This window comes from Mucilaginibacter pallidiroseus (assembly GCF_007846085.1).
GTDB lineage: Bacteria > Bacteroidota > Bacteroidia > Sphingobacteriales > Sphingobacteriaceae > Mucilaginibacter > Mucilaginibacter pallidiroseus.
Genome location: NZ_VOEJ01000001.1, coordinates 510410 through 523747, shown reverse-complemented (window position 1 = coordinate 523747; position 13338 = coordinate 510410). Strand labels below are relative to the sequence as shown.

Sequence of the window (13338 nt, the reverse complement as noted above, 5' to 3'; positions counted from 1 at the left end):
GTGTACTCTCCGTTAAATCAATACGATTACTTACAGGCGGCAAGGTGTTTTTCTACGGTTTCAACATTAATCAACCCCAACTTATTACCAAATGAATTGTTTATATAAGTGAGCACTTTGGCAATATCAACAGGAGGCAGATCCGTTGCGGGCATACTGCCCTGGTAGGCTTTTTTATTGATAACCACCACATTTTCCTCAATTCCATAATTAACCAAGCATGAAAGTTTCTCACGATTAGTTTTCAGGTAAACAGAATCTGTTAGGGGAGGGATAAGTTGCGATAACCCCTGACCTTGCGCCCCATGGCAGTTTTGGCAATGCTGCTTGTAAAGCAAATTGCCGCCGTTATAATAACGCATAAATTCTTGTTGCTCATCGCTTTTGCATGCAGCAATCAGCGATATGAAAGCAACCAATAAAGCTATTACCTTGAATTTCATTCGGGTTTTTCGGCAGTGTTATACTCATCCAATAATATTTTGATGTCGCCGCTTAGTTTTTCAACCTGCTTTTCGTCAGTGCCATCGTAGTATCCACGGATGCGTTTATCTTTATCTATCAACACAAACCAGCCTTGGTGTACGTAACCGCCGGGGGCGCCATTGTCTTGCATTACAGCCACCAGGTAATCTTTTTGGCCAAGGGTGTAGGTTTCTTCTTTTTTACCTTGTAACAACCACCAATTATTACCACTAATGCCAAGTTTATCAGCGTATTTTTTCAATACCTCAACACTGTCATGCTTCGGATCGATGGTGTGCGATATGATCTTAAAATCCTTTACATCTTTGTAGGTATCGTAAATTTTAAGCATGTTACGATGCATAACCGGGCATATGGAAGGGCAGGTGGTAAAAAAGAAATCGGCAACATAAACGTATCCGTCGAGGCTTTTATTGGTTATGCTATCGCCGTATTGGTTTACAAATTTAAAGGCCGGGATAGTTTTATATACGGTATCAACTACTTCCTTACCGTTAACCACGCGGGTAACGGCATCACGCTGTCCCATTATTGGTAGTTTCGGTTTCTCGGGGTCGTTAAATTTACAGGCGGTAAATGTGGTTAGCAGCACTAATGCTGCCAGGGTAACATTTCTCATTTGGTAGGGTTTTCTTTAATAAAATCGGCAGCCTTTTTTATTGAGATGTTAAACAAGCTGTCGATGTGTTCTATCTCCTTTTTCTGAGCGGTAAGGTATGCCATAACCTCGTCATGCGACTTGCCTTTGTTTTCGGCATCAAACTTATGCATCCAGCCTTCCATGCGGGTATCGGCACTATCTAAAGAAGCATCCAGCACCCGGGCCTTCTCGGTAACACCGGTGCTTATGTTTTTAAGGATCAAAGCATCTAGCATCATCTTGTTTACAATGATGAGTTCATCTTTGGCCATAACACGGTCATGTACTTTAATAACTTCTTTAAGCAGGTTTTGCTCTTCAACTTTATTGTCAGTACATGATGCTAACACGAAACTCAGAGCGGCAAGGGTAAATAGTTTCTTCATGATAAGTATATTATAAGTTTTGGTCTGCCTCACGGCGATAAATTACATAGTCGGTTGGTGGCAATGTTACTAACTGGTTTAGCTTGAGCTGCTGCCCAATTTTTGACCGGTGATGTGTACCATGATTAATAACATGCGCTATTATATCGCTTAAAATGTTTTCATAAAACTCACCTGTTGTACGGGTGTAGGTTATAACCCTGCTATAATCAGCTTCCTTTAAACCGCTCAAAAATTCTGTCCAGTCGGTATGGTTTTGCTCAATTATAGCCGCGAAAGACTCCACGGGCAGGTCGGGCCATACGGGGCCGGTGTGTGCCTGCACTGATTTACAACGCTGTAACCATACCTGTGGTGTAGTAAGCAAATGCGCCATAAGCGTGGCTGAGTTACCCGGAGCTCCATATTTCACAATCAATTCATTCATTGCGCGGTTAGCGTAACAGTCATAATCGAACAGGCGTAAGAAATGGCTTTTCATCACAGGGCAAATGTAGTCAACCTTTGGGCAATAACACGGCCTCGGTATTCAAAACTGTGTTAATAATTACATAATATAAACGTTACCATAAGCTTATAAGCGGCCATTATCTTTATAACAATTAAAACAATGCACCATGAAAATCATCACTTTGCTCTCACAACTGGTTAGCGATTTCCGCGAATGGTTATTTCTTAAAAGCATGCGTTCGTCATTTAAGCACTAAGTATTTTTACTTTAAGCTTTACTAATACAATTATATTGCACATTTTGGGCGTATATCAGCCCACGTAAATGACAAGCGAAACTCCCGACACTACTTTTACCAGGCAACTTTTTGGAGAAGACTTTGCCTGGGGCGTATCAACCGCTGCCCTGCAAACCGAAGGCTCATGCGACGCCGATGGCAAAAGCCCCTCGATATGGGATACATTTACTGCTAAAAAAGGTAGGGTTTTGAATGGCGATACACCTGTACACGCCTGTCGTTTTTATGAGGACTATAAAAGAGACATAGATCTTGTAAAGCAGCTCAACATTCCAAATTTTCGGTTTTCAATCGCCTGGACCCGCATTTTACCAAACGGCACCGGGGAAATAAATCAGGCCGGCATAGCACATTACAATAAGGTTATTAATTATTGCCTTGAAGTTGGCGTTGAGCCATGGCTCACCATTTACCATTGGGATTTACCGCAAGTTTTGGAAGACAAAGGCGGATGGACAAATCGCGAGTCGATAACCTGGTTTACCGAGTTTGCAACAGTTTGTGCCAAAAGCTTTGGCGATCGTGTAAAACACTGGATGGTTATGAACGAACCTGCCGTATTTAGCGGCGCCGGTTACTTTTTTGGCATACATGCACCGGGCCGCACAGGGCTACGTAACTTTTTACCGGTAGTGCATCATGTGGTGTTAAGCATTGTTGCCGGTGCAAAAGTGTTACGCAAATTACTGCCGCAGGCAATTTTGGGAACTACGTTCTCGTGCTCGCACATTGAGCCTTACAATGATAAACCCCGCAATGTTGCCGCCGCAAAACGTGCCGATGCCTTAATAAACCGCCTTTTTATTGAACCCATTCTCGGCCTTGGATATCCAACAACGGAGATTAGTTCGCTTAAGGGCATTTTTAAATATTTCAAGCCCGGCGATGAGGATAACCTCAGTTTTGATTTTGATTTTATCGGGCTACAAAACTACACACGCGAAATTGTAAAGTATTCATTTTTTACGCCGTACATAGGTGCCCGGTTAGTGAAAGCCGAAAACCGCAACGTTGAACTTACCACCATGAAATGGGAAGTGTATCCGCAATCTGTGTACGAGATATTAAAGAAATTCAACGCTTATAAACAAATAAAAAAGATTATCATAACAGAAAATGGTGCGGCTTTCCCGGATGAATTTGCTAACGGTGAGATTAATGACACCAAGCGCCTTAATTATATACAAGCTGCCTTAAAGCAATTGTTAAAAGCAAAGAATGAAGGGTGTAAAGTAAGCGGTTACTTTGTTTGGACGCTTACCGATAATTTTGAATGGGCCGAAGGCTTCCACCCGCGCTTTGGCCTGGTGCATATTGATTTTGAGACCCAAAAACGCACCATTAAAGCTTCAGGACACTGGTATCGTAACTTTTTGGGGTAATCCGTTTTGCTGAACGCCGGGGATATTAAAAGGTAAGCTTATAAAAAAGGTTGTACCGGCGTCCTGGTTACTTTCAAACCAAATTTTACCATTATGCTTCTCCATTATTTGCTTACAAATGGATAAACCTAATCCAAATGATTTTTCGCCGGAAGTACCCGGGCGTTGGGCATTGGTGAAGGTGTTAAATATTTGATCTTTAAGCTTGTCCGGTATGCCTATACCGTTGTCTTTAACAGCGACCACAATACGGTGCCCAACCTCGGCAACCCTTACCTGTATCAAGCCGCCAACAGGGCTAAACTTAATGGCATTACTTATTAAGTTGCTGATAACGCGCCATATTTTTTCACGACTTATAAAAAGTTCCTGCTGCCTGTCCAATTGATCAAATAATATCTGCTGGCCCTTTTCTGAAGCCTTAAAGCGTAATAACTCAACACTATTGCTCACCAGCGAATTTATTTCAACATTTTCGCGATTCATCTCAACCGATGAAATATTTGCTGCTTCTAAAATTTCATTAATCAACTCAAGCGAATTGTTCGAGGTGTCCTTAACCAGATTTATCAATTCCTTTTGATCTTCTGTATAATCATCCTCGACCATAATAGATGTAAGCGCAGCTATGCCACCAATCGGATTACGAAGATCGTGAGCTACGGTGCGCAAAATGCGGTCCTTTTCCTGGCTGCTTTGGTTGAGGTCGCTAAGCGTATTCTCTAAAATGGCGTTCTGTTTGTTTATCTGCTTATTAAGCTCATTTACCGTTTTCACATCTTTTTTTGATCGCTGCCAGTTGCGCAGTATCAAAAAGATAATGATCACCGCCATTGCCGAAAAAAAGACGGTTACATACAGGTAAATGGTTTGTAGTTTATTATTGGTGCTTAGCGCGTCTATCTGATGCTGCTTGTCGTAATTGGCCAATTGCTGGTTTACATCCGTCTCCATCAATAGGCTTGCTCTTTTTGTCAATGAATCATTTAATACGTTATACTTTTGCAAATAATCCAAAGCCTTTTCCGGTTGCTTTTTATCCGCATAGTAATCGCTCAGCAAGCGGTTTACACCAGCCTCAGCTTCATCATTCATTACAGTATCTAACTGGCTGCGTATTTTAGTAAGTAGATTAAAAAGCGAATCGGTTTTACCTTCCTCCAAATATATTTTTGCAAGCTTTATTTCGGTAAGTTGGGCATCGCGGTTATCATAGCCAGCACCAAGATTTATGGCAATACTTTTCTTGAGAAGATTTTCTGCCTTAGCGTTTTCCCCTTTTTGAATGTAAACCTCGGCCATGTTGCCGTAAACAACACCACGTGCCATGTTTACATGCAACTTGCGCTCGGGGTATTTAGCTTCGTTGCTATCAATCTCTGCTAAAGCCTTGTTAAAATAGACGAGGGCGCTATCATTCTGATTTTCTTTTTTAAAACTCAACCCAATATTATCAAGCAACTCCTGCCTGCGATAAAAGCCAACAAAACTTCGGTTTATCACGCCCTCTTTCATCTCGGCCACGTTTTGTGTGTAGCTGTCAGCAAAATATTTACCGGCAAGTTTGTAATGGCCTTGCTTGTACATAATCATACCCATACGGTACGTATAATCTGCCACAGCAGCAAGATTGAAATAGCTTTTACCCGTTATGTATCCCTGATAATAGGCCTGGTAAGCGTCAGCAAACTGCCTTTGCTCAAACAATGCATCGCCGCGACAAAAGTTGGCCTCTGCATAATTCATAGCGTAATCTTTTGTATTGATACCCTTACGGGCAACCATCAGCATACTATCAGCGTAAACCAAGGCAGTATCGTACTGCTTGATCGTTTTCTGATAGTAAACGTAATGCATACCATAAAATCGAATATAATCTAAGAGGGTACGATTTTTAAGCTTGCTAAAGGCGGAGTCCATATGGTCGAGGCCCTTTTTAACCTTGTCTTTAGCCCACAATGCTTCTGTTTCCTGGCGTATCTTTTTAAATCCTGGCGAATAATCACCATTATCAACAGCGCTTTGCTTTTTTGTACAAGCAGGGGCTGCCAATACAAAAGCAAAAAGCCAGCAAAGCAAATAGAGGTTGCGGAACGAATTAGTTTTGAGGCAGATCAATTTAAAAGGGTTAGCTGGCTCAACAAATATAATAAACAGGCTGAATTTATACTACTTTGGGCTCTATTAAATATATTTTAAGAGTGCCGTATGGCTCAGAATAAGATTTGCGTGATGATAGCCATTATAGTCCGCATAATGTTTGTTTTTGATAACGACACTGTCTGGTACCGGCTTATCAGCCAATTTATATCTTCAACTAACAAATGGTTTTTACGAGTGCTCAAAACCAAATAAAGAAGTAATTTTGACGTATGATTAAAGTGGCTTTACAAGGTGCTGAGTTTTTTGCTTACCATGGTTTTTACGCAGAAGAGCAATTGTTGGGTACCCGTTTCCTGGTAGATATAGAAACTTACTTTACGCCCGTAAGTGCGTTGCACGAAGACGAGATTAGTAAAACTGTTGATTATCAAACACTATATAATATCACATCGGCCGAAATGAAGCAACCACGTAATCTTATAGAAACGGTTGCACAGCATATTTTGGATGCTGCAATTAAGCAGTTCCCGTTTGTAGAAAAGGCTGTCGTTACCGTCAAAAAAATGCATCCGGCTATGGGCGGTATTGTAAACAACTCTGCTGTTACCATTACCTACAACAAAACCAGCAATGACCTTTAACAAAATAACACAACCGATACTTGACGCTATAAATGCTATTGTTGGCAGTGATGCTGTTTTAACAGAAAAACAAGTTATTGATAACTATAGCCATGATGAAACCGAAGATTTGGTTTACTATCCCGAGGTAGTTGTTAAGCCCTCTACACCCGAGCAGGTTGCCGAATTGCTAAAAATTTGCAATATAGCACTTATACCCGTAACCCCGCGTGGTGCAGGTACCGGCCTGGCCGGCGGTGCACTACCAGTAAAAGGCGGCGTGTTAATATCCATGGAGCGCTTTAACCGGATAATAGATATTGACGAGCAAAACTTGCAGGCCACTGTTGAGCCTGGGGTGATTACAGAGGTGTTTATGAACGCAGTTGCTGATAAAGGCTTGCTTTATCCTGTCGACCCGGCCAGTAAAGGCAGTTGCTTTATTGGCGGCAACGTTGCTAATTGCAGCGGCGGGCCACGGGTGGTTAAATACGGCACCATACGCGAGTACATATTGAACCTGGAAGTGGTTTTGCCAAACGGCGAAATCATCTGGACAGGCGCCAACACGTTAAAGTATGCATCGGGATATAACCTAACCCAGTTGCTTATCGGATCTGAAGGTACGCTCGGTATTGTTACTAAAATAGTTACCAAATTAATACCTGCACCAACCATGGATGCGTTGATGCTGGCCTCGTTTACCAGTAATGAGGATGCTTGTGCCGCAGTATCTGCAATATTCAGGGCAGGGGTGGTGCCATCCGGCCTGGAGTTTATGGAACGCCGGGGCATGGAGTGGGTTATTGAACACGATGGCATTGCTTTCGACTTGAAAGACGGCATTGAAGCCTTCCTGCTGATAGAGGCAAACGGCTCCAACCAGGATGTGATATTTGGTGATTGCGAAAAGATAAACGAAGTGCTTGAGCAGTATAATTGCCAGGACGTACTTTTTGCCGATGCCGCCGCCCAAAAAGAAGAGCTTTGGCGCATCCGCCGTACTATGGCTGTATCCGTAAAATCAAATTCAGTTTATAAAGAGGAAGATACCGTAGTACCCCGTGCACAATTACCTCAGCTTATAAAAGGCATTAAAGAGATAGGAAGCAAATATGGCTTCTCTTCAGTTTGTTATGGACATGCCGGCGACGGTAACCTGCACGTGAATATAGTAAAGGAAAACATGAGCGATGACGACTGGAACAATAAACTGAAAGACGGCATTACCGAAATATTCGAACTTACGGTAAGCCTTGGCGGCACGCTTTCGGGGGAACACGGCATCGGGCTGGTGCAAAAAGATTACATGCCGATAAAATATTCGCCCGTACACTTTGCAATATGGAAGGGCATAAAGCAGGTATTTGATCCAAATGGGATATTAAACCCCGGAAAAATATTCAATTAATTGGTAACCTATTTACAATTGCATCCAGCAAAGGCGTATTAGGTCTTCGATGGATGCGATTTTCTTAATTGGTATTTAGTATTAATCCCGGCTCGTCATACTCAATCATAGCTTTGCGGCCTTCTTTTGGAATAGGTACAGATTTGCAGGCGTTGTAATCATAACTTATGCAAACGGTTTTGCAGGTTGTGCAAATTTCTTCGCCTTTTTCTGTTTGCTTTGTCAGCAAGTGCATCACATCAAAACTGCTGTTACCTATACGCGTAACGCGCACATAGCAATTTATTTCGTCATCAACTTTCACAGGCTTCAAATAAGTTATTTCGGACCGGCCCACAACCACGCCAGTTTCCTTCAAATTCCAATTTGTAACATCGCGCCAATAATTAATACGTGCAGTTTCAAAGTAGGTAAGATATACAGCATTATTTACGTGACCCAAAGCATCTATATCCGAAAACCGGATGGCTATAGGCGATTTAAATTTGTAATCTGAAACTTTTTCGGCCATGTTAAGACATTTTGTCCGTCGAAAATACTTTAAAGCGACATATTGTCTCGATTTATAGTACTTTCATCGGTTGGTATAACAGTTGATTTAAAGCTTACGAAGTTAATTAAAAACAAAAACTTAAAGGAGAATATAACCATGGCATTAGTAAAATTTAACAACGGCTTAAAACACAACAGCAACCCATTCTTAAACGATGTGTTTGAATCATTATTGAATGACTCATTGGTATCTACAAAATCTGTTAGCCGCGTACCTGCAGTTAACATTGCTGAGAACGACAATGAGTTTCACATTGAGCTTGCTGTACCCGGCCTTAAAAAAGAAGATTTTAAAATAGCGCTTGAAAAGAATATCTTAACAGTGTCTGCCGAGAAAAAAGCAGAAAATACTGAAGAGACAAAAAAATACAGCAAAAAAGAATATAGCTACGGCTCGTTCACACGTTCGTTTACCTTGCCGGAAACTGTTGACTATTCAAAAATTGAAGCTGACTACACCGACGGAATTTTGAAGTTGGTAGTAGCAAAAAGGGAAGATGCTAAATTTCAATCAAGAGAAATAGCTATCAAGTAATTCAAAATTGTGTTTTCATAAATTGGGTTTAGTAAGTAAAAAAGCCGCTCTGTAATGGGGCGGCTTTTTACTTGATAAGCTATAATGATATTTAGAATTATATCGAATACCTACATTAGTTCCGCATATTAATATACTGTAGCGGCTGGCCAAAATCTTCTCCCCGACATAGGCTTATAACCGCTTGCAGATCATCGATTTTTTTGGCTGTTACACGTACCTGGTCGTCCATTATAGATGCTTGTACTTTAAGGCCGCTATCTTTTATCTTTTTGACAACCTTTTTTGCAGCTTCTTTATCAAGGCCCTCTTTAATCTTGATCTCTTTACGTATCATATTTCCTGACGCCGCCTGCTCGTCGCCAAAATCAAGCGCTTTAGGGTCGAGGCTTTGTTTCATCATGCGGCTTATTATTGAGTCTTCAATGGCCTTAAGGCGCATATCATTTTCTGTAACAATAGTTATAGCATTGGTTTTCTTGTCAAGGTCAACCGTGCTTTTTGAATCATTAAAATCGTAACGGTTCAAAATCTCTTTTTTCGCGTTGTTAACGGCGTTATCAAGGGTTTGTCCGTCTATCTTACTTACTATATCAAATGAAGGCATATTAATGGTTTTTTATTTAGCGTATGCAAAGCTAATGTATAACATTGGTAACAAGTTTTAATAATTAAAGTATCAAATTGTTTTAAAACTGCGGTAACGGGTAATTGTATAATAAGTTAATATTAATTTAACAAAAAAAAGGGCAGCTTTGTTGCTATAGCTGTTGAAAACGGCAATTACTATGGACTTAAAGAACATTCCGCTAATTAATAGGGAAATAAGCTGGTTATATTTTAACGACAGGGTTTTGCAGGAAGCTGCCGACCCAACCGTTCCCCTTATTGAGCGCATTAAGTTCCTGGCCATATTTTCATCAAACCTTGATGAGTTTTACCGTGTAAGGGTTGCCACGCTTAACAGGCTTGCAAACTTGAATGATAAAGCGAAAGAAATTTTGGGGTACAACCCCAAAAAGTTGCTTAACCAAATTAAAAATCTGGTTGTAAAGCAGGAACGCAAGTTCAACAACCTTTACGAAAACATCATTGTTAAGCAACTTGCCGAGGAAAAGATTTTCATTATCAACGAAAAGCAGCTCAACGTTACGCGAGGTGCATTCGTAAAAAACTTCTTCAGGGATAAATTACTGGCTACCCTGGTTCCCATAATGCTCGACGATAGTTTACCTATGCCAGAGCTGCGCGACCGGGCCATTTACTTTTTTGTAAAGCTTACCAAAAATAAAAAGTCCAGGCTGGCGCTCATCGAGTTTCCTGATAACCTGTCGAGGTTTTTGGTACTGCCTGATACCAACAATTTAAAATTTATTATACTGCTTGATGATATTATAAGATATAGCCTCGAGGATATCTTCTTCATTTTTGAGCATGACACTATCGAGGCCTACTCGTTACAGCTAACCCGCGATGCCGAGCTTGACCTGGATAAAGAAGTGAGTGTAAAGTTTGTTGATGCATTGGCGAAAAGCCTTCAAAAGCGCCGTAAAGGAAAACCAATGCGTTTGCTTTATGATCAGGAAATGCCTGCTGATATGCTGGAGTACCTTACCAAAAAAATGAAGCTGCAGGCACAAAGCCTTATACCGGGTAACAGGTACCATAATTTTAAAAACTTTATCGCTTTCCCCAACGTTGGCCGGCCCGATCTGGAGTACAACAAAGCGTTGCCATTACCGGTAGACAGCCTGTCCATCGGTAAAAGTTTAATGAGCCTTATAGCCAAGCGCGACTACCTTATAAGTACACCTTATCAATCATACGATTACGTTATCCATTTTTTACGCGAGGCCGCTATCGACCCTAAAGTAAAAGAAATCAACATAACGGTTTACCGCCTTGCCGAAAACTCTAAGATTATTCATGCCCTTATAAACGCTGCTAAGAACGGTAAAAAGGTAAACTGCCTTGTTGAATTGCGCGCCCGTTTCGACGAGCAAAATAATATTCACTGGAGCAGTAAGCTGGAAGAAGAGGGTGTTACCGTGCTGTATGGTATTGATGGCTACAAAGTGCACTCGAAAATTTGCATGGTAACCCGCATGGAAAAAGGAAAAGCCGCATACTACGCATGCTTATCTACCGGTAACTTTAATGAAAAAACGGCAACTATGTACGCCGACCACACCCTGCTAACTGCCGACAAAAGGATAACCACAGATTTGGTTTACATTTTCAGATCGTTAAATAAAGGAGCCTTACCGCGCGGCTTAAAAAATTTAATCGTATCGCCAATTGATTCACGCCCGGCAATTTATAAGCTTATAGATAACGAGATAAAAAATGCCAAGGCCGGTAAGGAAGCTTACATGATATTGAAGATGAACAGCCTTGCCGACGAGCAGATGATCAACAAACTTTACCAGGCCAGCAATGCAGGCGTAAAGATCCAGATGATTGTGAGAGGTATGTGTTGCCTTATTGCCGGTGTAAAAGGCTTCAGCGAAAATATCGAAGTAACCAGTATAGTCGATAAGTACCTCGAGCACGCTCGCGTGCATATTTATTGCAATGGCGGCAACGAGCTTATCTACCTAACATCTGCCGATTTCATGACACGCAATATTGATAACAGGGTAGAGGTAGGTTTTCCTATTTACGACAAGCAATTGCGAAGAGAGATACGCGATATAATTGATATACAACTAAATGATAATACCAAGGCCCGGGATATTACCATTGCCCATACCAACAAGTACCATAAAACCGAGGCCGACTTACTTACCCGTGCACAGATAGATACATACACATACCTTAAAAATAAAAATTTACCAAGTTGAGATACGCCGCTATTGATGTAGGATCAAACGCTGTAAGGCTTTTAATAGCCGATATAATTGAGAACAGCGGGTCTATATCCTTTAAAAAAACTACGCTTTTACGTGTGCCCGTTAGGCTGGGTGATGATGCTTTTCTCAATAAGCACATTTCTGACAAAAAATCTACTGATCTTGTTAAATCCATGCAGGCTTTTCGTAACCTGATGGATGTTTACCGGGTTACAGATTATATGGCTTGCGCCACTTCGGCCATGCGCGAAGCAGATAATGGTGCGGAAGTAACGGCACGTATTAAAGAAGAAGCCGGTATTGACCTTGAAATTGTGCATGGCGAACGCGAAGCACGTATTATTTATGCAAGCCATGCCGAGATAGATATCGACAAAAGCAAAAACTACTTGTATATTGATGTTGGTGGCGGTAGCACCGAGTTATCTTTGTTTTGTGGCGGCGAACTCATTGCGTCACAATCATTTAATCTTGGTACCATCCGCATCCTTGACAATCAGGATAAAGATGAAACCTGGAACGAGATGAAAGATTTTATCCGCGATAACACCCGTGGTTATAAAAACATTTATGGTATTGGTACAGGCGGCAATATTAATAAGCTATTCAGGCTTTCAGGCGAGAAGGACAAAAGCGAGCCACTGTCATACATTAAGCTTAAATCGTTATATAATTACCTAAACTCCTTTTCGCTTAAGGATCGTATAAATGTGCTTGGCTTAAACCAGGACAGGGCCGACGTTATTATCCCAGCTTGCGAAATTTATTTAACCGTATTAAAGACTGCGGGTATAAAAAGCATTTATGTACCAACCGTTGGTATGGTTGACGGCATAGTGCAAACGCTCATCGAGAAGAATTTTGTACCTAAGGGTTAAAATTATTTAAATATTTTTTTAATAATTATTAAAACCTTATTATATTTGTAGTGCCCAATCAAAGGGCATGTTTTTCATAGGTAGATGTAGGGTCGAGTACGAGTTATTCGACCCTTTTTTGTGCCTGTAACTTTTCTTCCTTTTATTTGTACCTGTTATATCATGAATAAGAAAATTGTGGTTGCTGTTACCGGGGCAAGCGGATCTATATATGCCAAATTATTACTCGATAAGCTGCAGGACTTGCAGGCGCAAATAGCCGAAGTTGCTATTGTAATGAGCGACAACGCCCGCCAGGTTTGGGAATTTGAACTTGGCAATACAACCCATAGCAGCTACCCGTTTACCGTTTACGCTAAAAACGATTTTATGGCGCCCTTCGCGTCTGGCTCGGCAAAGTTTGATACAATGGTTGTCGTGCCCTGCTCAATGGGCACCATGGGCCGTATTGCCGCAGGCGTATCTGATGACTTGATAACCCGCGCTGCTGATGTAATTTTGAAAGAACGCCGTCGCTTAATCCTCGTTGCACGAGATACACCGCTCAACCTCATCCAAATCAGAAATATGGCTACGGTAACTGAGGCTGGTGGAATAATTTGCCCGGCAATTCCATCCTTTTACAGTAAACCGCAAACAGTTGAAGATGTGGCCATGACCGTAGTAAATCGTGTGATAGACCTCATTGGTCTTGAGAACGAAAGCTACAGGTGGGACGGTATGTAGATACCCGCAAAAAAGTTA

The 13338-nt window shown here is 41.3% G+C and carries 14 protein-coding genes; 7 read left to right on the top strand and 7 right to left on the bottom strand.

From position 1 onward, the window contains the following. Positions 1-26: 26 nt before the first annotated feature. The 4 genes from FPZ43_RS02360 to FPZ43_RS02345 are packed head-to-tail and all read right to left on the bottom strand — an operon-like array spanning position 27 to position 1993. Complete coding sequence (locus tag FPZ43_RS02360) at positions 27-443, bottom strand: c-type cytochrome (RefSeq protein ID WP_146380237.1); 417 nt, start codon at positions 441-443, stop codon at positions 27-29. Next, the gene (locus tag FPZ43_RS02355; protein WP_146380236.1) at positions 440-1105 is read right to left on the bottom strand and encodes an SCO family protein; all 666 of its coding nucleotides are present in this window, start codon (positions 1103-1105) and stop codon (positions 440-442) included. Before FPZ43_RS02355 ends, FPZ43_RS02360 begins: the two co-directional genes overlap by 4 nt. Next, positions 1102-1512, bottom strand: coding sequence for a hypothetical protein (locus tag FPZ43_RS02350; RefSeq protein WP_146380235.1), 411 nt, complete (start codon positions 1510-1512; stop codon positions 1102-1104). The genes FPZ43_RS02355 and FPZ43_RS02350 overlap by 4 nt, the downstream gene beginning before the upstream one ends. A 10-nt stretch (positions 1513-1522) precedes the next feature. Further along, positions 1523-1993, bottom strand: a complete 471-nt coding sequence (locus FPZ43_RS02345; RefSeq protein ID WP_146380234.1) for a DinB family protein — start codon at positions 1991-1993, stop codon at positions 1523-1525. A gap of 294 nt (positions 1994-2287) precedes the next feature. On the opposite strand from FPZ43_RS02345, the gene FPZ43_RS02340 reads away from it, so the two are divergent. Further along, entirely contained in the window at positions 2288-3643 is a 1356-nt protein-coding gene (locus FPZ43_RS02340; RefSeq protein WP_146380233.1) for a GH1 family beta-glucosidase, read from the top strand. Here the strand turns inward: FPZ43_RS02340 and FPZ43_RS02335 are convergent. After that, on the bottom strand, positions 3611-5761 hold the full coding sequence (locus FPZ43_RS02335; protein ID WP_146380232.1) for a tetratricopeptide repeat-containing sensor histidine kinase: 2151 nt from the start codon (positions 5759-5761) through the stop codon (positions 3611-3613). The two genes, FPZ43_RS02340 and FPZ43_RS02335, sit on opposite strands and share 33 nt — an antisense overlap. Before the next feature lie 254 nt (positions 5762-6015). Here FPZ43_RS02335 and folB point away from each other — a divergent pair, with 254 nt between their 5' ends. Both folB and FPZ43_RS02325 read left to right on the top strand, forming a co-directional pair. Then, complete coding sequence (folB, locus tag FPZ43_RS02330; protein WP_146380231.1) at positions 6016-6387, top strand: dihydroneopterin aldolase; 372 nt, start codon at positions 6016-6018, stop codon at positions 6385-6387. Next, positions 6377-7777: an FAD-binding oxidoreductase gene (locus tag FPZ43_RS02325; RefSeq protein WP_146380230.1), complete on the top strand. Its 1401-nt coding sequence runs from the start codon at positions 6377-6379 to the stop codon at positions 7775-7777. The genes folB and FPZ43_RS02325 overlap by 11 nt, the downstream gene beginning before the upstream one ends. A 64-nt stretch (positions 7778-7841) precedes the next feature. Here the strand turns inward: FPZ43_RS02325 and FPZ43_RS02320 are convergent, their stop codons facing one another. Next, positions 7842-8288, bottom strand: coding sequence for an acyl-CoA thioesterase (locus FPZ43_RS02320; protein WP_146380229.1), 447 nt, complete (start codon positions 8286-8288; stop codon positions 7842-7844). Positions 8289-8426: 138 nt separating this feature from the next. Here FPZ43_RS02320 and FPZ43_RS02315 point away from each other — a divergent pair, with 138 nt between their 5' ends. Beyond that, positions 8427-8864 carry an Hsp20/alpha crystallin family protein gene (locus FPZ43_RS02315; RefSeq protein ID WP_146380228.1) on the top strand — a complete coding sequence of 146 codons (438 nt, stop codon included), beginning with the start codon at positions 8427-8429 and terminating at the stop codon, positions 8862-8864. 115 nt (positions 8865-8979) lie between these two features. Here FPZ43_RS02315 and FPZ43_RS02310 read toward each other — a convergent pair whose 3' ends face one another. Continuing rightward, a complete protein-coding gene (locus tag FPZ43_RS02310) occupies positions 8980-9471 on the bottom strand; it encodes a YajQ family cyclic di-GMP-binding protein (protein ID WP_146380227.1) in 492 nt (163 codons plus the stop codon). Between the two features lie 181 nt (positions 9472-9652). Between FPZ43_RS02310 and ppk1 the strand changes: the two genes are divergently transcribed. From ppk1 to FPZ43_RS02295, 3 genes are all read left to right on the top strand, one after another. Beyond that, positions 9653-11707 (top strand): polyphosphate kinase 1, encoded by a 2055-nt coding sequence (gene ppk1 / locus FPZ43_RS02305; RefSeq protein WP_146380226.1) that lies wholly within the window; start codon positions 9653-9655, stop codon positions 11705-11707. Then, positions 11704-12594 carry a Ppx/GppA phosphatase family protein gene (locus tag FPZ43_RS02300; protein WP_146380225.1) on the top strand — a complete coding sequence of 297 codons (891 nt, stop codon included), beginning with the start codon at positions 11704-11706 and terminating at the stop codon, positions 12592-12594. The genes ppk1 and FPZ43_RS02300 overlap by 4 nt, the downstream gene beginning before the upstream one ends. 162 nt (positions 12595-12756) lie before the next feature. Next, entirely contained in the window at positions 12757-13320 is a 564-nt protein-coding gene (locus FPZ43_RS02295) for a UbiX family flavin prenyltransferase (RefSeq protein ID WP_146380224.1), read from the top strand. Positions 13321-13338 lie beyond the last annotated feature (18 nt).